This is a genomic window from Bacillus sp. Root131, assembly GCF_001429475.1.
Classification (GTDB): Bacteria; Bacillota; Bacilli; order Bacillales; family Bacillaceae_G; genus Bacillus_A; species Bacillus_A thuringiensis_S.
On the sequence record NZ_LMJQ01000043.1, the window covers coordinates 162,206 to 182,411 of the forward strand.

Consider the following 20,206-nt stretch of genomic DNA (forward strand, 5'->3'; position numbering starts at 1 on the left):
CTTCTTCATGTAACGAACGTTCTTTATGCCATACATAATATAAATAGTTTCTTAACTTTCCCTTAAAAAAAAGACGACCTTGTAAAAACAAGATCGTCTTCTTACTTATATTTTTTGATTTTTAGGGAAAATCACTTCAAAACAAGTGCCATTTCCCCATCTGCTCTCTACTGATATTTTTCCATAATGCTTTTCTACAATCCAATTTGCGATTGAAAGACCTAATCCAGCTCCTTCTGACGTACTTCTTGCTTTATCCCCTTGATAAAAACGATCAAATAATTTCGGAATATCTTCTTCTTTCACTCCTATCCCGTCATCCTTCACCTGTATACGAATTGAACTACTCATTTGCGTACAATCTATTTGAATATGCCCACCTTCGTTTGTATACTTCATCGCATTATCTAACAGTATGACCATCATTTGATGAATCCGCTCTCTATCCCCCATAAAAGATACACCACGTTCTACTTTTAGTATCATTTCTTTTTCCTGATAAGAAGCAATCTCTTTATATGGAGCTACTATTTCTTCTAACAATTTATCAAGTTCAAATGTTTTCTTATCCATCTCAATTTGATTAGAATCAGAACGTGCTAGCAATAATAAATTACTAACGAGTTTCGATAACCGCCTACATTCTTTTGAAATTGTAGAAATATCCATCGCTTTTTCTTCTATCGTAGCGGATGGTGATTGGAATAACACATCCGTTTTTGATTGAATAACTGCAAGCGGTGTCCTTAGTTCATGTGATGCATCAGAAACGAATTGCTGCTGTTTCTCCCATGAATTTTGAATAGGTACAAGTGCTCTGCCAGCTAGGAAAAAGCCGATACCTATCGCACAGAGGCTTCCTATGCTACAACCTATAACGAGGATTAAAAATAAAGTATTTAACATTCTTTCTTCCGCTGTTATATCTCGCACGATTTGAACTATTTCTCCATCTTTTTGAAGCGAAAATGCTCTAAAATATCGTCCTTGTACTTCAATATCTTGTAACTCCCCTAATTTTTTTGGAGAAAACTTTTCCAAATTCTCTTCAAAAATAGAACGGAATTTACGGTTATCGCCCTCTATTTTCACTATTTTCCCATTCCAAGTTATTCTAGTTACTCGCGGATCTCCAATCTGGATATTCTCTATGCGTTTTCTTGGTGGTATTTTAACATCTAATTTTTCTCTATACTGAGCCATCATTTTTATAGATTGATCCACTTCATTATAAATACGCTTATATGTGTATGAATAAATAATACTGCCTAATATACCTATTAATAGGATAAATACTAATGAATTCACTATAGTCAAACGAATGCGTGTCTTTTGAAACATACTTCCTTTTCTCATTGTTCTTTTAATATATATCCAATACCTCGAACGGTTTGAATATCTTTCTGATAACCGAATGGCTCTAATTTTTTACGTAAATGATGCACATACACTTCTACAATCGCTACTGTCGTATCTGAATCAAATCCCCAAACACGATCAAAAATTTGTTCACGCATTAAAATCTTCCCGCTATTTTGAATGAGATACTCTAGTAGCTCATATTGTTTCAATGTCAACTTAATACCTTGTCCATCTACTTGAACGTCTTTATCTTTTCCGAACAATTCAATCCCTTTATAGCGAATCGTTTGCTGCGTTGTTAAACTACCACTTCTGCGTAGTAAAGCGCGAATTCTCGCTTTTAATTCAGGGGCCTGAAATGGCTTAACGATATAGTCATCTCCACCAAAGTCCAATCCCTTCACCCGATCTTCTAAAGAATCTCTCGCTGTCAAAAACAGGACTGGTGTTTCAATCTTTTCATCACGTATTTTTTGAATCACTTCAAATCCGTCCATCCCTGGCATCATCACATCCAACAAAATTGCATCATATATATTTTGAAGCGCTAAAAACAATCCATCTTCTCCATTCAATGCTGTATCCACTTCAAATTCATCACGCAAAATTTGTACGATAGATTCTAATAACGAAGTATTATCTTCTACTACAAGTAAGCGCATGCTCTCACCTTCCATCAAATAGTTCAATTCTATTTATTATTACATTTCTTCTCTTCATAACAAAAGAATGTAGTTATATTACGTAATTTCATTTTCAGCTATTTCCTTCTAAAATTTTGAAGTTTTATTATAAAAACTTTGTCTTAAATTTACCTTAATAAAAAATTGAAAGAAATAAGATTCCTCTTATCTCTTTCAATTTTTTATTACATATACCTTTTTACTTGGCAACTCCAAACAATTTAGCTGACCACCATACACAGCCCCGCCATCAATTCCAATAATACGATTACTACCAAAATACACTCCGCAATCCTCACTACTATGAAGCGTTTTTGTTTCCGTATGCCCAAATACAACAACCTTTTCACCGCTATATCCATTATGAAATTCATTACGGATCCACATTAACGTATATGGTTCAGATTCAGAAACTCGTTTCATCGGCTCAACCCCAGCATGTACAAATATATACTCTTCTGTTTCAATGTAATGATCTAATTCTTGAATAAACTTTATATGTTCCTCTAATACAGAAGATTGTAAAATCGGTTTTTGGAAGTCTTTCTCATTAACCGCAATATCTTCTTCTACAAATCCATAACTATATAATGTCTTATCTCCACCATTTCTTTTTACCCAATGGTTCCATGAACGTTCCTCATTTGTCGTTAACGCCTTAATCATCATATCTTCATGATTTCCTTTTAAAATGAGTGCTCCCTCTTCTTTCAATTCTTTTACCTTTTCAATTACAGCACGCGCATTTGGACCACGATCTACATAATCTCCCAGTAAGATTAATTGATCCTTTTTCGCATTATATTGAGCTTCTTTCAACAACTGTTCGAACTTTTCTATTTCTCCATGAATATCACTAATAACAAGAATTCTTTTCATATTATCCCCCCTCTTTCTAATTATAGTTCAAAACAACGGAAAATTCCGAATCTTAACCTTGGATTAAATTTATCCCGCATTAACAGGCAGTAAGACCCCCACCTCAAAATTCAGCGGAAGCAAAGAAGTTAGGTGGGGGTAGGGCTGCCCGTTAATGCCCGATTGGTGAGGGCTAATAATCAGTGGTGGATGAAGAAAAGCCCCATTGATTAAAGTTTCACTTTATTACAAACTAAACTATTATCCTTACAACAATGTAAGTCTCTTGTCATCCAATTCGATAGTTGTAATTACTGTATCTCCTTATACTGAGAGTAAGAAATGAAACAAAAAACAAGGAGAGATGAAAAAAGTAATGGAAGTTGTAGTAGCGGTAGTAGAGGTTTTCGTAAATGGTAAACAAGTCGCAATAGAGTTGAATAAATAATGAAAAGGACAACATTCACTCTAGACCCTTTACTCATATAAAAGAGATAAAACTTCATCATTTCTTTGATCCCTTATCTCCCTATAAAGAAAGCCGTATCCCTTTTAAGGATACGGCTTTCTCTTATTTTTGACTCGTACGAGATGAAATGCTAATTGCTCTATCTGTTGCTTTGGCAGCTTCATCTAACGCTTCTTTACTATTCTTTCCGTCATACATTGCTTCTAATGCTTTTACAACTGCATCTCGTGATTCTGGGAATACACTAATTAAAGCACCTTGTGTTGCTGGAGATTGCTTCGTCGCTTGCAGTTGATCTACTGTTACTTTCAACTGTGGATATTTTTCATATTGCTCTTTTACTAACGGCTCATTATATGCATCTGGATTAATTGAGAAATAGCCTGTTGCCGTATGCCATTTCGCTTGTACGTCTGGCTTCGTTAAATATTTCATAAAGTCCCAAGCACCTTGTTGCGTTTCTTCTGAAACCATATTCGTCATCCATAATGATGCGCCTCCAATGATAACACCATTTTGTTTCGAATCCTCTGGATATGGAATATATGAAACACCTACATTAAACTTAGATGCATCAATTAAATCGCGAACACCTGCTGAAGAATCTAAATACATAGCAACTTGTCCAGACTGGAACGCAGCACGAATATCATCCCAACTTGCTCCATACTTTCCAAGTGCGCCAGCTTTATTTAAATCATCTAACATTCCAAATACTTTCTGTCCTTCTTTACCGTTAAATACCGCCTTCTTTGCAGCATCTTTACGGCCGTTTTCATTATCTACATATAAAGCACCTTGTGTCGCTAACAACTCTTCAAAGAACCAACCATAGTTAAGCATGGAGAATCCATATTGTTTTACATTTCCGCCTTCTTTAATCGTTAACTTTTTCGCTGCTTCTTGTAATTCCACATATGTTTTTGGAGCTTTCTCTGGATCTAAGCCCGCCTTTGCGAAAGCATCTTTATTATAAATTAATACTGGTGTAGATGAATTAAATGGCATAGAATACATTTTTCCATCAACTGAATAATAATTTGTAATTGCTTTTTCTAATTTTGACGTATCGTACTTATCTTTTTTTATCCAGCTATCAATTGGTGTGATTTTTTTGCTATCAATCATATATTTCGTTGTAATTTCACTCGATTGAACAAGAGCTGGCGCTTCTTTCGTTGCAGACATCGTTCTAAACTTCGTTAAAGACTCTTCATATGTCCCTTGGAACTCTGCCTTTATCTCGTATTTACTTTGTGACTTATTATAGTCTGCAACAAGACTATCTAGTACACCTTGTGTTTTTCCACCCATCGCATGCCAGAAGCGAATTACAGTTTTATCACCATTTTTTTCAACTGGTGCTACTTTTGCCTGCGCTTCAGGTTTTCCCTCTGTTTTACTATTTGAACAAGCGGCACTAGATAATGCCATTGTTGCTGCCATTAATAGGGCAGCACCTTTTTTTACTAAACTCATTTTAAGCTCACCTTCTCTTAGTTATTTAATTGCACCTTTTGTTAATCCTTGTTGTAATTGTTTTTGTCCTAAAAATAGTAAAATCAATGTTGGAATAACGATAACCGTAACACCGGCCATTACACTTCCCCAATCAGTTGCAACTTCTTGAGACTGAAGCTGCTTTACACCGATTTGCACTGTTCTTACTTTTTCATCAGTGGTCACTAAAAGTGGCCATAAATACATATTCCATGTTGTTAAAAAGCTATATACTCCAAGCGTAATAAAACTCGTTTTACAATACGGTATTACAACGCTGAATAAAAATCTTATATTTCCAATCCCTTCAATAAAAGCAGCTTCTTTCAGTTCATTCGGGAGTGTCATAAAATGTTGGCGTAACAAGAAAATACCGAAAGCTGTTGCAAAAAACGGCACTGTCATCCCGGCGAAACTATTGATCCAGCCAAAGTTTTGAATCGTTAAAAAGTTAGGCACCATCGTTGCTTCCCACGGAATAAGCATCGTTGAAATAAACAGGAAGAAAATTAAGTTTCTCCCTTTAAACTGAAGAAAAACAAAAGCATAAGCTGCTAAACTTGATACGATAAGTTGTCCAATCATAACGACTGTCGATACAATTAAACTGTTATATAAGTATGTAAAAAGCGGTACTTTTTGAAAAATATTAATGAAATTATCAAAAGTAAACTGGGTCGGAAATAACCTTCTCATTTGAATATCGTCTGGTGTCATAAAGCTTATTAAAAATGCATACAGTACAGGAAAAAACACCATCACTGCACTAATAATGAGTAGCATGTATAATAGGAAATTTTGTTTCCACTGTTTAACAATCATTTATAATGCACCTTTCTCTCAGCAAACTTAAATTGAAGTAATGTAGCAACGAAAATGAAAACAAATAATACCATCGCTTGTGCACTTGCTGTTCCAAATTGATGATTCACAAACGCCTCTTTGTAAATCGAGTACACAATTAAATTCGTTGCATCATTTGGTCCACCGTGCGTTAAAATATCAATTTGTCCAAAGCTTTGGAACGCACTAATTAATGTTACTGTTACAATAAAGAATAAAGTTGGCGATAGCATCGGTAATGTAACACGGCGAAGCTTATATAAATAACTAGCACCATCTATAGATGCACTCTCATATAAAGACGTATCAATATTTTGTAAACCACCTAATATAACTAAAAATGCAAAACCTGTATTCACCCAAACTGTTGTAACTGATACAGAGAATAGTGCCCAGTCCGGACTCGTTAACCATGCGATTGCAGGAAGGTTCATAGAGGCTAATATATTATTAAATAATCCTACACTTGGATGAAATAAAAATAGCCAAATCACTGCACTAGCAGCTACTGATATTCCCATCGTCGAAGAAAACAGAACTCGGAATAACCCAATACCTCTTACCTTTCCATTTGCAATCAATGCAAGAAACAAAGCAAATATAATACTCGTAGGAACTGTATATAAAACAAATAATAAAGTTGATTTTATACTTTTGTAGAAGGCTGGATCAGAGAATAAATATTGATAATTTTCTAAGCCAACGAAGAGATTAGCTTCTCCATGTATATTGGTTAAATAAAAACTATAATAAATCGTCCTAAACAATGGATAGAACAGAAAAATCGAAAATAGCAAAATAGATGGCGCCAAAAACAATAATCCTATTCTTAAATCTTTCGTTCTCTCCCATAATTTTTTCTTTTTTGACACCTTTGTTTGAACTGGTAACTTACTTACTTCGATCATTATTTCGCCACCACTTTCAACTCTTCTTCAGCTACCACTTTTAAGCGTTCATTCGTGTTTTCGTTAAAGAAGCATAACTTTTCTTGCGAGAATAATAATTTTACTTTGTCACCTTTGTTCAGGAGTAACTGTCCGATGACTTTCGCACTCCAAGTTGTTCCATTTACCGCAAAATTTAATATAGATTCATTCCCTAATACTTCTACAGATTGCAGCGTCACTTCTTGTCCTTCCTCAGACAGTGCAATATGCTCAGGACGCATGCCTATACGAATTATTCCTTCTGGTAATTGCTTTAACTGTCCAATAGATAATGGAATTTGCAATTGCCCTATATGTAATACACCTTTTTCTTTATCTACTTCTCCATCATTTATATTCATAGAAGGAGAACCTATAAAGCTTGCAACAAATTCGTTTGCTGGTTCGTTATATATGTCAAGTGGTGTTCCAACTTGCTGTATACTTCCTTTATTTAAAACCATGATACGATCTCCCATAGTCATCGCTTCTATTTGATCGTGGGTAACGTAAATCATCGTAATTCCTAATCGCTGCTGAATTTCTCTAATTTCAATTCTCATTTGCGCACGTAATTTTGCATCTAAATTCGAAAGTGGTTCATCCATTAAACAGATTGGTGCTTGACTCACAATTGCCCTGGCAAGTGCAACACGCTGTCTTTGTCCGCCTGATAATTGGCCTGGTTTCATTTTCACATACTCTTTCAGTCCTACCATTTCAATAGCTTCCATTAATCGCTTTTGTCGCTCTTCTTTTTGTACTTTTCTTACCTTAAGTCCAAATAAAATATTTTCTTCTACAGATAAGTGTGGATATAATGCATAATTTTGAAATACCATTGATAGATTACGGTCTTTCGGCTCTATATCATTTGCAACACGTTCATTAATAATTAAATCTCCCGAAGAAATCTCTTCTAAGCCAGCAATCATTCGTAATAATGTGCTTTTCCCGCATCCCGAAGGTCCAACTAAAACAAAAAATTCGCCCTTCTTAATATGAACCGATACGCCTTTAACCGCCGTCTCTTTTGCATTTTTATATACCTTTGAAACATTTTTCAATTCAATCACAAGGTTGCACTCCTTTTTTCTTCTTGTATCCATACTTCATAATGACTTGTTGAAATCGCACTTGCTCCTGCACGAATTGCAATTTCCGCATCTTCTCGCGTTTGAATCAGCCCGCCTGCAATAATAGGAAACTCTATTTCCTCTGCTAGCTGTTTAATTATAGACGGCATAATCCCCGGCATAATCTCTACTGCATTTGGTTTAGTCGTTTTACAATTTTCAATTGATTTAGTAAGGGATAAAGTATCTACAATAAAAATACGTTGAATTGTTTTCAATCCAATTTTATTAGCATTTCGAATTGTCGAACCCTTTGTTGAAATAATACCTTGTGCCCCGATAACATCTTGAATATACAAAAGCGCTTCCTCTGTATTCGTATTTAAGCCTTGTATAAAATCACAATGAAGAAATACATCATGTCCATGTTTCTGCAATTCGTATACACGCTCTGGTAATTCCAGCATTGAACCCGTCATAAGAAAAACTGTTTTCGGCAATTGTTTGTATGCTTTGTATCCTTTCCAATCCTTTATCATCGCAATATAAGGTTCTTTAAACATCCATTCCACCTAACTGTTCTATTTTTATCCAAACTAAAAACACCTACTTACATAGAACGCCTTTCTCCTTATTTGAACTCTAGGGAATAGAGCACACCTAAGAAAGCGGCACATTATATGTAAGCGGGTGTTCTCAAATGTTCTCTACCCTAGTTATTTTGTTACCTTTACTATATTACTCATTTATTAAGCCAGTTTTGATAGTTTGTTAATTAGGTGTTAATCGAGTGTTAATATTCACCACATTACTTTTTATAATAATCTAGATATATGAATGAACTCCAACAGAACGCAACAACTATCTTTAAAATTCAAGTGATATGCAAATTCATTCCATAGTCAATCAGTTTTAGTTTTCTCGCAACTGCTTGTGAGGCATAATTATCCCAGGAAGTACTATAAAGTGGAATGCGCTTTTCCTCTTGTATTGCTATGGCCCAAGCTGTAACAACATCAGTACCATATCCATTCCCTTGAAACTCGGTTAAAGTTTCCACACTTCCCTCAGCAGCTACGGGGGTACTTCTGGCACTGCAACAAACAGAAACCACCTTTTCATTTTTTACAATTGCAAAATAAGGTTTCCTCCATTCCATCTGTTCTATTAGATTAGGAAAATTTTCTCGTAAAAGCTCTCTATTCTTCTCCGTTATTTGTATTGTTCTAGTCGGCTTATGTAAATTACTAGTAAACATGAAAGCAGGGCCCATCCAAACATTTTCCACTGTTCTTTCTTCATTTAATACATTAATAATCTTTGCTATCTCTATATGCTTTGAAGGTTCTCGAATTAACTTCTCAATCTTACTTACCGTTTCATCATCCACATTACAATGATATCCCGTTATACCCCCTTCACGAGTTCTGCCAAGAAAAAAACGTGGTGCTTTCGGATTTCCTTGTTCATTTACATATTTCATTTTTCCTACTTGATTATGAACAAATAAAACCTCTACCTGAATTACTATTAAATCAAGTTCTGAGAGAGTCATTTATATCCTCCTTTTTTACCCCATATACCATCCATTCATAATCTATTTTTCATGTTCAAAACAAAAATCCCATTCAAATACACATTACTGAATCCATCATACTAACTGATTTCTTCATTCTGTCTATCTAAATGGGATTATTTTTCGTTTGTTACTCTACTGGTTGTTGTGGCTGTACTACTTCATTCGCTCCAGCTACCCTCAACATATTTACAATATCTTTAAAACCTCTTTTTTCAGCGTATTGCAGTGGCGTCAGATGTTCCTTGTTAGCCATATTTACATCTGCACCGTGATCAATAAGCAATTGAATTACTTTCTTATGGTTTTCACTACCATTTCCTAATACAATTGCTTCTAATAGCGCTGTTCCACCACGTTCATTTTTATAATTCACATCAATATCTGTATGCTCTAATAATTCTTTAACAACCTCTACATGGCCACGCTCAGATGCAGAAATAAGTGCTGTTCCACCTGACTTAGTCGTTTCTTTCGTATTAACTCCTGCATTAATTAATACTTTTACAATATCCGTATATCCTTCTCTACTTGCATAAAGAAGTGGATTACTTTTTTTCTCATCTTTAATTTCAATATTAGCACCTGCACCAATTAATGCTTTAACTGTCTCTACATGATTTTGGTACGTCGCTGCAAGGACAGGCGTTTCTCCGTTGTCACCTTCTACGTTTATATTCGCTCCATCCTGAATCAACTTCATAGCTGTCTCTGTGTCTCCAAGAGTAGCTGAAAGTAACAACTGTTTGTCCATTAAATTTATACTTTTCTCTTCTTTAGATTCTTCCTGTTCTTTATGCTTCTCTTTTTTCTTTTCATTTTTCACATGAACCGGTTTCGATTCTGGTTCTTCTTGCTTATCGCAAGCCACTACCGTCATTAAAAGTCCTAATAAAATACATAATAAAATTTTTTGTTTTCTCACAACTACAGCTCCTATGAAAGATAATGTTTTCTTAACCATTCCTCCATCACATACAATAACTCTTCTTGAGTACATTTATCCATAAGCCCTTTAGATTCCTTCTTTAATCGGATTATCTTAAGCTTATACTATGTTTCTCAACCTATTGGAATGATACGCCTGATGGCCCCATCATTAACATTATGAAGCAATTAGTTTAGCACGTTTTTACCGCATTTGTATACATTTCTAAAAAGTACATAAAGTGAAACTTTAATTAGTGGGGGTTTTGTTCATCCACCACTAATTATTAGTTGAACCAATCGGGCTTTTACGGGCAGTTGATCTCCACCTAAATTCTTTGCTTTCACTAAATTTTGAGGTGGGGATCTTACTGCCCGTTAATGCGGGATAAATGATTGCTTTAGGTTACTATATTCCATTGTAACCGTTCTTCTAAAAATTTTACACCTTTTCTATATTTGCACCTGAGTAATAATAGAAAAAGACAACTATATAGTTGTCTTTTTCTATTATTAATGATGTCCACCATGATTTCCTGCTTTCGGTTTCCCCATCATCTCTTTATTCATTTCCCATTTATGCTCTGCTAACTCTTTATACGAAAGAACTTTGCCCTTATAGTTAGATACAAAGCTCTCTGCATCTTTTTTATTTTTAAATGAAATGACATTATAAGCCATCGGTGTCGTTATTGTTTTATCATATACGTAAGTAGCGTCTTCTAACGAAATCCAATCTTTCGAATCATAATCTCGAACAAATTTCTCTTTCGTCTTTTCATCTGAGTTGATCTCCATCCATTTATACATACAACCGATATCATCAAACTTTAACGCTTTTCCATTTTCTAAAATGATTTCTGTTGCAAATTGATTATCTGTTACCCCAATTTGGCAAATATCACATTTATCATGTTTCTCATCAATAGCAACAGCTGCTGTTTCCTTTTTCCCACACCCGACTACCGTAAATACGAAACATAAACATATAGCAAGTACAACATATTTGACTTTCATCAATATTCCTCCCTAGAAACCGTATACTTCACGAAAAGAATACCAAAAGGTTGTGTGAGATTTGTGAAAAAACAATGTGCTTTTTGTAATATAGGAAACAAAAAAAGATGTGTAGTTATTTCTACACATCTCTCATCACTCGCAGCCTGTAATTAACAAATCATCTTCTAACTTAACTAATAATGTATCGGCACTAATTTCCTGTCCAACTTCTACATTTACCAATCTTATATTTCCACTAATCCCGACTGTAATTTTTTTAAGCTCACCGTCATTTTTTCGGATCATCAGTAATTTTTCCCATTCATATACGTAAGAAGATTCATTAATAAAAATCTCCTCTACTTTTCCTTCATAAGAGCTATAAATCTCTTCAATTCTCGTTTTCATATAAAATCTACTCCCTATTCCACACTTCACTATTTTCATCTTATTCTACCATTCTTACGAGGAGTAGCTTACTTTTTAAAAATTCAAATTAACTATCGTGAACAAAATGAACAAAATAAAAATTATGCTTCTAATGATGTTATTTTTCAAATTATTTACCATTTGAATGGATGCTTTTATTATAAATAAAAAACCTTTTTCTGAATTTTTATTCTATTTTGAAAGCGCAATCATTCTTTTGAGGGGGAAATTACATGTTAGCACTACTTGGATTTGCGATGGTATTTGTCTTTATGTTTTTAATTATGACGAAACGTATGTCAGCGCTAGTAGCATTAATATTAATTCCGAGTGTTTTTGCATTAATTGGCGGATTCTATGCCAATATGGGGCCTATGATGTTAGAGGGGATTCAAAAATTAGCACCTACTGGTATTATGCTTATGTTCGCTATTTTATATTTTGGGATTATGATTGATAGCGGTTTATTTGATCCTGTCATTAGTAAGATTTTAAAATTTGTAAAAGGAGATCCTTTAAAAATCGTTGTCGGAACGGCTATATTGACTATTATCGTTTCTTTAGATGGTGATGGTACAACAACATACATGATTACAGTTTCTGCAATGTATCCACTATATAAGCGCCTTGGAATGAATCCACTCATATTAGCTGGAGTTGTTATGTTAGGAGCGGGAGTAACAAATCTTACACCTTGGGGTGGACCCACAGCTCGTGTTATGAGCGCACTTGGACTTGAGGCTTCCGAATTATTTACACCTCTTATTCCAGGAATGATTGCTGGTGCAATTTGGGTTGTTTTCGTTGCCTACTATCTTGGAAAAAAAGAAAGAAAACGTTTAGGAATTATGGATGTACAGTATTTAAAACAAATGCAAACAATGGATGAGCAAGCTGCAACTGTCGAAGCAGCAGTGCATAAACGTCCTAAACTTCTATGGATTAACTTTTTATTAACCGCCACATTACTTGTCTGTCTCATACTAGAAGTTATGCCGTTACCTGTTTTATTTACAGTCGCTTTTGCTATTGCTGTTATGATTAACTATCCAAACTTAGAGCAACAGAAAGAACGTATTGCTTCTCATGCAGGGAATGTATTAGCAGTTGTTTCTCTCGTATTTGCTGCCGGTATTTTCACTGGTATTTTATCTGGAACAAAAATGGTAGATGCAATGGCTAACAGTGTAGTAACTCTTATACCAGATGCACTTGGACCACAACTACCAATTATTACAGCACTTCTCAGTATGCCATTCACATTTTTCATGTCTAATGATGCATTTTACTTCGGGGTATTACCTATTTTGACGAAAGCTGCTGCTACTTACGGAATTAGTGCAGCTGAAATGGGACGCGCTTCCTTACTTGGGCAACCCGTTCACTTATTAAGTCCTCTTGTCGCTTCCACTTATTTATTGGTCGGAATGGCCAAAGTTGATTTCGGTGAACATCAACGCTTCACTTTATTGTGGGCCGTTGGAACGACAATGGTTATGTTAATTACCGGAATTGTAATTGGGATTATTCCAATATAAGATGCAAAAAAACAGTAGAAGAAGTAAAATCCTCTACTGTTTTTTATTATGAAGAAGCAAGAAAATAACGTCTCTCCGGTCTCCCAACACTTCCATATATTAGCTCTGCGTGGACTTTCTTCCCAGATATCAAATACTCTAAATAGCGCCTTGCCGTTGATCGGCTTACTCCAATCATTGAGCTTAACATTTCTGCTGTAATCCCTTCTTCATTAACTGTTAACATATGCTTTTTTACTTTCGCTAAAGTATAAGGATCTATCCCTTTCGGGGCATATTCTATTTGATCTCCCTTCACACCTCTTTGAGACCATAAATATTCAATTTGTTCCGTAGATAATTGATTGTTCTTCTTTAACTGTATAATCTTTTTTTGATAGCCTTCTAGACTTGCTTTAAATCGATCAAACATTAGTGGCTTTACGATATAATCTGTTACTCCGCCCCGCAGGGCGTGCCTCACTACATCTGTTTCCGATGCCGCTGTAATCATAATGATATCTGTATCGTGCAAATGATTCCTAATATATGTGACAAGTTCCGTTCCCTGCATATCAGGTAAGTACACATCTAATAACACGAGCTGTGGCTTCACAAGCTCTAGCCATTCTTTCGCTTGTTCTCCAGTCGTTGCCGTTCCAATTACTTTAAATCCCTCAATTTTTTCAGTAAAACGACGATGAATGTCAGCAATCCGAATATCATCTTCTACAATTAATACTTCAATCTCCTCACCCATTACTATTCGCCTCTCTCTTTCGGTAGTGCAATAATAAATAACGCACCACCTAAATCCCCTTTTTCAATTGCAATACTTCCATTTAAATCTTCTACTAACTCTTTCACTTTTGCTAATCCATATCCTCGCTCTCCTCCTTCTTTCGTCGAAAAGCCTTTATAGAATATGCTAGTAATTATTTCATCATGAATCCCTTGCCCTGAATCTTCCACTTCAATTAATATTTCTTCTCCAATATCAGTTACAAACATCCTTACTTTCCTATCATTCTCTTCATTTTTTTCAATTGCTTCAAATGCATTCGTAATTAAATTCCCTAAAATAGAAACGACATAATTACTCTCAATATGTGGACTTAATTTGTCTAAACCACTTTCTCTATCTAGCATAAAATCAATCTTCAACTCTCGTGCTCTATTATAAAATCCAATTAAAATTCCACCTAGCCATGGATTTTGAATCCGCTTCATAATAAATTGAACAAAATCTTGATATACCGCTGTTTCCTTATGAATAAGCTCTAAAGCATCTTCATATGATTCTAATTGGATAAGACCCGAAAGCGTATACAATAAATTATTATATTCATGCGTTTGCGCCCGCAATGCCTCTGTATATTGCTTCGTCTGGGACAATTCTGCTGTTAACTGATCCATTTCAGATTTCAAACGTAAGCTCGATACAACGCCAGTTACTTTATTCTTTACTTTAATAGGTAGACGGTTCGCAATAACAGCCTGTCCTTTTATATTTAATTGGCGGTCAAACTGTTCTTCACCAGTTTGAAGTACATCTAGTATCGTTGAATTAGGAATTACATTTAAAATAAATTCCCCAATAATATTTTGTTGTTTATTTAGCGAAAGAATATCATAAGCTGCTTGATTGACTAAACTAATCATGCCATTTTTATCGATTACAATAATCCCTTCACGTACAGATTGAATCACTGTACTATGCTCTTCATATAAAGATGAAATTTCTTCTGGCTCCATCCCGAACATCATTCTTTTTATACTTCCCGCTAAATATATAGAGCCGATTACCCCAATTAAAAGACCTATTACTGTAATCCAAAATACACGCTTTCCATACACTTCTACTGCTCCATGAATATCAGCCATTGAAAACCCAACAGACACCACACCGATAATTTCATTTTCCTGGTTACGGATTGGGACTTTCCCACGCAATGAAGGGCCTAACGATCCATTAGCTTTCGAAACATAAGATTTCCCTTCTAATAAAACGCCTTTATTATCTCCGCCAACCATTTTTTCTCCTATTTTATCTCGCTCAGGATGCGCATAACGAATCCCCTCTTTGTTTCCAACTACAATAAAGTCAGCTTCTGTATCAATTCGAATTTTTTCTGCGATTGGCTGAATAATAGAAGCTGGATTTTCTTTTTGAAAAGCTTCCTGAATTTCTGGTATCGCAGCAACTGTTTTCGCAACATGCAAGGCCCTTTTACCAATTTGCTCTTCTACTGTTTCAGATAATATGTAAAAAAATAAATAACTTGTTAGCAAAAGTACAACAAGAATAAGTGTACTAATAGTTAATGTAATTCTCGGTTGTAGTTTTAATTTTTTCAATGTCAAAACCATTCCCCTAACATAATTAAAGATAGAATTTAAAGAAAATACAGTTTTTTATTATCATAACACGCTTACTATATATTTCTTTCTTTTTTATCTTCATAAAAAAAGAAACGAAGCATAAGCACTACTTCGTTTCTTAACAGTTTATTATTATATTTTAAACTTACCAATCATCTCTTGTAATTCTTCTGCCATTTGTGATAAATGAACTGCTGCTGCATTTATTTCATCTACTGAAGCTAATTGTTCCTCAGAGGAACCAGCAATATTTTGAACGCTTGCCGCATTTTCTTCAATCGTAGCTGCAATTTCATTAATAGATGCACTTACTTGCTTTGCATCTACCGTCATTTGTTTTGCTACATCTACCATGCTATCAATTTGTACAACTGTATCATTTGTAGACTTCAATATTTCGGCAAAGCTTTGCTTCGTTTCATTTGCAACTACAAGTCCTGATTGTACTTCTGTTCCAACTTGATTCATAGAGCTTACTGTTTCTTTTATATCAAATTGAATCTCTTTCACTAGTTTTCCAATTTCCGTAGAAGACTTTCCTGATTGTTCTGCTAGCTTTCGCACTTCATCTGCTACAATTGCAAATCCTCTTCCTTGCTCTCCAGCTCTCGCAGCCTCAATTGCCGCATTTAACGCTAATAAATTTGTCTGTTCTGCAATATGTTGAATCACTTCAAGAATTGCTCCAATTTGTTTCGACTTATCGTCTAACAAACCAATGATTTTGTCTGACTGTGAAACAGAATCATGAATTAATTGCATTTGATTCACAGTTTTTTCAACTAACGTCCCACCATTTTCAGCTTTTTTCTTCGTATACATAGAGGCTGTAGATACTAATGAAGAACTATCTGCAACACGCTGAATTCCTTCTGTAACTTCTTCTAACAATGTTGCTCCTTCTTCAACTTCTTTCGTTTGTATTTCTGCACCACTCGATACTTGCTCTATCGCCTGTGTAATTTGTTCCGTTGCTTCGCTTGTCTGCTTCATACTAGCTGTTAATTCTTCTGAAGATGCTGCTACATGACTTGCTGAAATGTTTATATTGGAAATGACACTATGTAACGATGTAGCCATCTCGTTAAAGCTTTCTCCTAGCTGTCCAATTTCATCTTTAGAATGAACTGTAATTGATTCTGTTAAATCGCCTTCACTAATCTTCTTCGATGATATAACAAGTTGTTTTAACGGTTTAATAATAGACGCAATAATGAAGTAAATTCCAATCCCACCGATTAGTAGCGAAATTCCAAGAACAGTTATTGTTTTATAGAAAATAGGTTCAGCCGCTTCGATAATTTCTTTGGAAGGCATAATTCCTGCTATTTTCCATCCAGTTTTCTTATTCGTTTTAAAAGTGATATTACGATCTTCACCATCTAACGAATAATGAACACCCCCAGCTTCCTGTTTATACAATTCTTTACTAAGTTTCTCTTCTAATTTCTCTCCTGGCTTCAGTGTCGGGTGCGCTACTACATTTTTATCTTGATCAAATATTGCTACATACCCTTCCTTACCGATATTAACCATCTTGGAAGTAGTAACAATATCATTAATGATTAAGTCAATCCCAAGAACGCCACTTTTATCCTCATTTTGTTTTGCTAGTGTAATAACAATATTACCTGTCGTTTTTGACTTATATGGAGCAGTTACAATTACTTCTCCGCTTTTCTTCACTGCCTCTTTATACCAATCTCTTTCTGTAGGATTATATCCATCTGGCATCTGAATAGCTGGTGATTGAATAAACTGTCCATTACTAGATCCTGTATAGATTGCTTCCATTTCTGGATGCAGTTTATTGTATTCTTCTAGTTTATTTTGTATGTTTTGAATTTGATCTGCTTGGTAACTTGATTGTGTGAATAATTTTGTAAAATAAGTTGCATCTATTTTTTTACTATCCAATTCTTTATTAATTACATTATCCAAAATTTTTATATTATCTTTCGCCGAGTTCAAAATCGTTTCATTAAAATTCGTCTTCGCCTGTTGATAAGACGTCCAACCAATTACAATACTTGGAAGAATTAAAATAATAATAAATGATACAAGTAACTTTGTTTTTAAACTACTACTCCTTAATTTCCCTTGAAACATACTTCTACCCCTCCATACCGTTTTAAATGTAATTAATTAACATTTAATCTTTCTATAAAAATAATACAATTTAAATGTATCGATGAGACTCTCTATCTTTTTCTACATCATAAAGAATTGATACATACCTTTTTCATTCTATATAAATTAAATAATTAAAACAATATATAAAAATGTATATTATTCGAAATATTATAATTCACTGAAGAACCTCTAGTATCTCACTTACTAGAGGTTCCTCCCGCTTTACTATTCTTTATCTTTTTCTACTTCTTTTTTCGCATCTTCTACTACAGATACAACAGGTTTATCGTTTGATAATTGTTGTACTGCTCCTTTTCCAGCAAATCCTTCTAATAACTCTTTTAAATCAATGCCAGAAGAAGCTTTTAATGTTTCTTGCATCGTTGCCATTAAATCAGTCGCATAACCTGCAACTTTTCCGGCGCCGCTATTTTTACCACCGCCACCTGTATCGACAACTGTAATTTTATCAATGTTGCTAAGTGGGCTTGCAACTTCCTTCGCATAACTTGGAAGCATGTTAAGAACCATATCCATAATCGCCGCTTGGCCATATAACTCAAATGCCTCTGCAATTTTTTGTTTCGCTTCCGCTTCTGCTAAACCTTTTAATCTGATAACATCTGCTTCCGCTGTACCTTGTGCTTTTTGTACTTCTGCTTTTGCTTGACCTTGCGCTTTTTCGATTTCCGCCTTCGCTAAACCTTCTACACGAACTTCTTCTGCACGTGCTCTTGCTTCCGCTTCAATTTTATATTGATCTGCATCTGCTTTTTTCATTTGTTTTACTTTTTCCGCTTCTGCTGATTGTTCAACAGCATAGCGATCTGCATCTGCCTTTTTCTTTACTTCTGCATCATATTGCTTTTCACGACGCGCAATCTCTTTTTCTTCTAATTCAATTTGCTTTTCACGTTCAATGATTTTAACGCGCATTTGCTCTTCTGTAACACCTTGTTGCGCTTTTGCTTGTTGTAATTCATAGGAAAGATCTGCATCTGCGCGAGCTTGTTCTTGATCTCTCTTATAAGATTGTACTTTTAACTCTTTATGTTTTTCAGCTTCAGCGATTTGTGCATCACGTTGATACTCAGCTTCTTTTGCTTCTTTCTCAGCACGAGCTTTTTCAATTCGTGCCTCTTTTTCACGCTCTGCATTTGCAACTGTTGCATCACGCTTAACCATCGCAATTTGTGGCTGACCAAGTGCATCTAAGTAACCGTTCTTATCCATGATTTCTTTAATTGTAAAGGAAACGATGCGAAGTCCCATCTTCTTTAAATCTGTAGAAGCTACTTCATGTACCTTTTGAGCGAATTGCTCTCTATTACTATAGGCATCTTCTACTGTCATAGAAGATAAAATAGCACGTAGATGACCTTCTAAAACTTCTTTTGCTTCTATTTTCAACTCTTCTGTTTCTTTTCCTAAATATTGTTCAGCTGCTGTAGAAACTTCTTCAATGGTAGATCCTACTTTAATAATAGAAACACCATTTACTGTAATCGGTACACCTTGTTTCGTATACGTATCACGTGTTCCCACTTCTAATTTGTAGTTTAATAGACTTAAAGGCTCTGCTCTTTGCATAATCGGAACTACGAAAGTACCGCCACCACGAATAATCTTAATCTTCTTTCCATCATCAGTGGTAACTACATTTTTCCCGCCACCAAGCCAGTTTCCAGTAACAATTAATGCTTCATCTGGTCCAACTGTTCGATACTTTGTAATGAATACTAAAATGAGTAGAATTAAAATTGCGAGTAATACTCCACCGATAATTAATGGAATCGTCATGTAAATTCCCCCTTATAATTTTGGTTTCTTTAAAGAATAAGCGATGTTCTGTACAAGTAAAACACCATCTTGGACTCCCTCGATAATAACCTCTGTTCCTTGCGAAATATCTTTCTTTCCAACTGTTTTAGCTAGGATTGCATTGTTTCCAAATTGGGAGGAAATTAATACTTCACCAAACCCTTCTGTAGGAATAGTCGTAATGACCTCTCCTTTGCAACCGATGAATTCATCCATACGTTGCACCGTGTTTTGTTCTGCTTCTGCAATCGGTTTTAAAATTAGTATTTTCATGATGAATACACCGATAAAAGATATAGCAAATGCAGCCCCAAAAATAAGAATACTATTAAAGGAAAATAAATATTCTCCTATATAACTAAGTCCACATAACATGGCGAAAAAACTAAGTAATAAAGTAACAACGGATACAGATCCGCCTCCAAAACTAAATATGGATTCAAATATATCTCCAAAAAAGATATAAATTACAGTGAGTATAGTAGCAATAATAAATCCATATAAATAAATTGTTTCAAGTGGATAACCAAACAAAGCCATTTCTTATCCCCCTCTCTTAAACAATCCCTTTTTTGTTATGTGTATGCCCCACCTCTTTCAAAGATTATCGTTCTAAATTTTCAGTTATTTACCCTTTAAAGAAAAGCCTGTAAGACAGGCCTCTAAAAAAGAACAGGAGAAACCTATTGTGACAGGCTCCTC

At 34.9% G+C, this 20,206-nt stretch carries 18 protein-coding genes; 1 reads left to right on the plus strand and 17 read right to left on the minus strand.

Features of this window, described 5'->3' with window-relative positions:
• Positions 1-105: 105 nt before the first annotated feature.
• From ASE54_RS31370 to ASE54_RS31425, 12 genes are all read right to left on the minus strand, one after another.
• Positions 106-1,356, minus strand: coding sequence for a HAMP domain-containing sensor histidine kinase (locus ASE54_RS31370; protein ID WP_003255890.1), 1,251 nt, complete (start codon positions 1,354-1,356; stop codon positions 106-108).
• Positions 1,353-2,024 (minus strand): response regulator transcription factor, encoded by a 672-nt coding sequence (locus ASE54_RS31375; RefSeq protein ID WP_001238636.1) that lies wholly within the window; start codon positions 2,022-2,024, stop codon positions 1,353-1,355. Before ASE54_RS31375 ends, ASE54_RS31370 begins: the two co-directional genes overlap by 4 nt.
• A 195-nt stretch (positions 2,025-2,219) precedes the next feature.
• Positions 2,220-2,924 carry a metallophosphoesterase family protein gene (locus ASE54_RS31380; protein WP_000821985.1) on the minus strand — a complete coding sequence of 235 codons (705 nt, stop codon included), beginning with the start codon at positions 2,922-2,924 and terminating at the stop codon, positions 2,220-2,222.
• 550 nt (positions 2,925-3,474) lie between these two features.
• On the minus strand, positions 3,475-4,851 hold the full coding sequence (locus tag ASE54_RS31385) for an ABC transporter substrate-binding protein (protein ID WP_000060581.1): 1,377 nt from the start codon (positions 4,849-4,851) through the stop codon (positions 3,475-3,477).
• 21 nt (positions 4,852-4,872) lie between these two features.
• Positions 4,873-5,694 (minus strand): carbohydrate ABC transporter permease, encoded by an 822-nt coding sequence (locus tag ASE54_RS31390; RefSeq protein WP_000635946.1) that lies wholly within the window; start codon positions 5,692-5,694, stop codon positions 4,873-4,875.
• Positions 5,691-6,623, minus strand: coding sequence for a sugar ABC transporter permease (locus tag ASE54_RS31395; protein ID WP_000573799.1), 933 nt, complete (start codon positions 6,621-6,623; stop codon positions 5,691-5,693). The genes ASE54_RS31390 and ASE54_RS31395 overlap by 4 nt, the downstream gene beginning before the upstream one ends.
• Positions 6,623-7,720, minus strand: coding sequence for a sn-glycerol-3-phosphate ABC transporter ATP-binding protein UgpC (gene ugpC, locus ASE54_RS31400; protein WP_000571393.1), 1,098 nt, complete (start codon positions 7,718-7,720; stop codon positions 6,623-6,625). The genes ASE54_RS31395 and ugpC overlap by 1 nt, the downstream gene beginning before the upstream one ends.
• Positions 7,717-8,283 (minus strand): glycerol-3-phosphate responsive antiterminator, encoded by a 567-nt coding sequence (locus ASE54_RS31405; RefSeq protein ID WP_000472005.1) that lies wholly within the window; start codon positions 8,281-8,283, stop codon positions 7,717-7,719. The genes ugpC and ASE54_RS31405 overlap by 4 nt, the downstream gene beginning before the upstream one ends.
• 311 nt (positions 8,284-8,594) lie before the next feature.
• Positions 8,595-9,275 (minus strand): GNAT family N-acetyltransferase, encoded by a 681-nt coding sequence (locus tag ASE54_RS31410; RefSeq protein ID WP_000175565.1) that lies wholly within the window; start codon positions 9,273-9,275, stop codon positions 8,595-8,597.
• A 151-nt stretch (positions 9,276-9,426) separates the two neighbouring features.
• A complete protein-coding gene (locus ASE54_RS31415) occupies positions 9,427-10,296 on the minus strand; it encodes an ankyrin repeat domain-containing protein (RefSeq protein WP_000287334.1) in 870 nt (289 codons plus the stop codon).
• 440 nt (positions 10,297-10,736) lie between these two features.
• On the minus strand, positions 10,737-11,240 hold the full coding sequence (locus tag ASE54_RS31420) for a nitrous oxide reductase accessory protein NosL (protein ID WP_000865665.1): 504 nt from the start codon (positions 11,238-11,240) through the stop codon (positions 10,737-10,739).
• Between the two features lie 135 nt (positions 11,241-11,375).
• On the minus strand, positions 11,376-11,630 hold the full coding sequence (locus tag ASE54_RS31425; RefSeq protein WP_000857378.1) for a hypothetical protein: 255 nt from the start codon (positions 11,628-11,630) through the stop codon (positions 11,376-11,378).
• Positions 11,631-11,884: 254 nt separating this feature from the next.
• Here ASE54_RS31425 and ASE54_RS31430 point away from each other — a divergent pair, with 254 nt between their 5' ends.
• On the plus strand, positions 11,885-13,189 hold the full coding sequence (locus ASE54_RS31430; protein WP_000880474.1) for a CitMHS family transporter: 1,305 nt from the start codon (positions 11,885-11,887) through the stop codon (positions 13,187-13,189).
• 46 nt (positions 13,190-13,235) lie between these two features.
• Here the strand turns inward: ASE54_RS31430 and ASE54_RS31435 are convergent, their stop codons facing one another.
• The 5 genes from ASE54_RS31435 to ASE54_RS31455 form a co-directional block, all read right to left on the minus strand.
• Entirely contained in the window at positions 13,236-13,928 is a 693-nt protein-coding gene (locus ASE54_RS31435) for a response regulator (protein WP_000503468.1), read from the minus strand.
• A gap of 2 nt (positions 13,929-13,930) precedes the next feature.
• The gene (locus ASE54_RS31440; protein WP_003255872.1) at positions 13,931-15,538 is read right to left on the minus strand and encodes a sensor histidine kinase; all 1,608 of its coding nucleotides are present in this window, start codon (positions 15,536-15,538) and stop codon (positions 13,931-13,933) included.
• A 144-nt stretch (positions 15,539-15,682) separates the two neighbouring features.
• Entirely contained in the window at positions 15,683-17,659 is a 1,977-nt protein-coding gene (locus tag ASE54_RS31445) for a methyl-accepting chemotaxis protein (RefSeq protein ID WP_000486201.1), read from the minus strand.
• A gap of 249 nt (positions 17,660-17,908) precedes the next feature.
• A complete protein-coding gene (locus tag ASE54_RS31450) occupies positions 17,909-19,483 on the minus strand; it encodes a flotillin family protein (protein WP_000154996.1) in 1,575 nt (524 codons plus the stop codon).
• 12 nt (positions 19,484-19,495) lie between these two features.
• The gene (locus ASE54_RS31455; RefSeq protein WP_001173143.1) at positions 19,496-20,044 is read right to left on the minus strand and encodes an NfeD family protein; all 549 of its coding nucleotides are present in this window, start codon (positions 20,042-20,044) and stop codon (positions 19,496-19,498) included.
• Positions 20,045-20,206: the final 162 nt, after the last annotated feature.

Coding starts and splice junctions, on each gene's coding strand:
- ASE54_RS31395 (WP_000573799.1), bottom strand. CDS start 6,623: ATGATCGAAGTAAGTAAGTTACCAGTTCAAACAAAGGTGTCAAAAAAG.
- ASE54_RS31380 (WP_000821985.1), bottom strand. CDS start 2,924: ATGAAAAGAATTCTTGTTATTAGTGATATTCATGGAGAAATAGAAAAG.
- ASE54_RS31405 (WP_000472005.1), bottom strand. CDS start 8,283: ATGTTTAAAGAACCTTATATTGCGATGATAAAGGATTGGAAAGGATAC.
- ASE54_RS31445 (WP_000486201.1), bottom strand. CDS start 17,659: ATGTTTCAAGGGAAATTAAGGAGTAGTAGTTTAAAAACAAAGTTACTT.
- ASE54_RS31425 (WP_000857378.1), bottom strand. CDS start 11,630: ATGAAAACGAGAATTGAAGAGATTTATAGCTCTTATGAAGGAAAAGTA.
- ASE54_RS31435 (WP_000503468.1), bottom strand. CDS start 13,928: ATGGGTGAGGAGATTGAAGTATTAATTGTAGAAGATGATATTCGGATT.
- ASE54_RS31385 (WP_000060581.1), bottom strand. CDS start 4,851: ATGAGTTTAGTAAAAAAAGGTGCTGCCCTATTAATGGCAGCAACAATG.
- ASE54_RS31415 (WP_000287334.1), bottom strand. CDS start 10,296: ATGTACTCAAGAAGAGTTATTGTATGTGATGGAGGAATGGTTAAGAAA.
- ASE54_RS31370 (WP_003255890.1), bottom strand. CDS start 1,356: ATGAGAAAAGGAAGTATGTTTCAAAAGACACGCATTCGTTTGACTATA.
- ASE54_RS31455 (WP_001173143.1), bottom strand. CDS start 20,044: ATGGCTTTGTTTGGTTATCCACTTGAAACAATTTATTTATATGGATTT.
- ASE54_RS31440 (WP_003255872.1), bottom strand. CDS start 15,538: ATGGTTTTGACATTGAAAAAATTAAAACTACAACCGAGAATTACATTA.
- ASE54_RS31375 (WP_001238636.1), bottom strand. CDS start 2,024: ATGCGCTTACTTGTAGTAGAAGATAATACTTCGTTATTAGAATCTATC.
- ASE54_RS31420 (WP_000865665.1), bottom strand. CDS start 11,240: ATGAAAGTCAAATATGTTGTACTTGCTATATGTTTATGTTTCGTATTT.
- ASE54_RS31390 (WP_000635946.1), bottom strand. CDS start 5,694: ATGATTGTTAAACAGTGGAAACAAAATTTCCTATTATACATGCTACTC.
- ASE54_RS31410 (WP_000175565.1), bottom strand. CDS start 9,275: ATGACTCTCTCAGAACTTGATTTAATAGTAATTCAGGTAGAGGTTTTA.
- ASE54_RS31450 (WP_000154996.1), bottom strand. CDS start 19,483: ATGACGATTCCATTAATTATCGGTGGAGTATTACTCGCAATTTTAATT.
- ASE54_RS31430 (WP_000880474.1), top strand. CDS start 11,885: ATGTTAGCACTACTTGGATTTGCGATGGTATTTGTCTTTATGTTTTTA.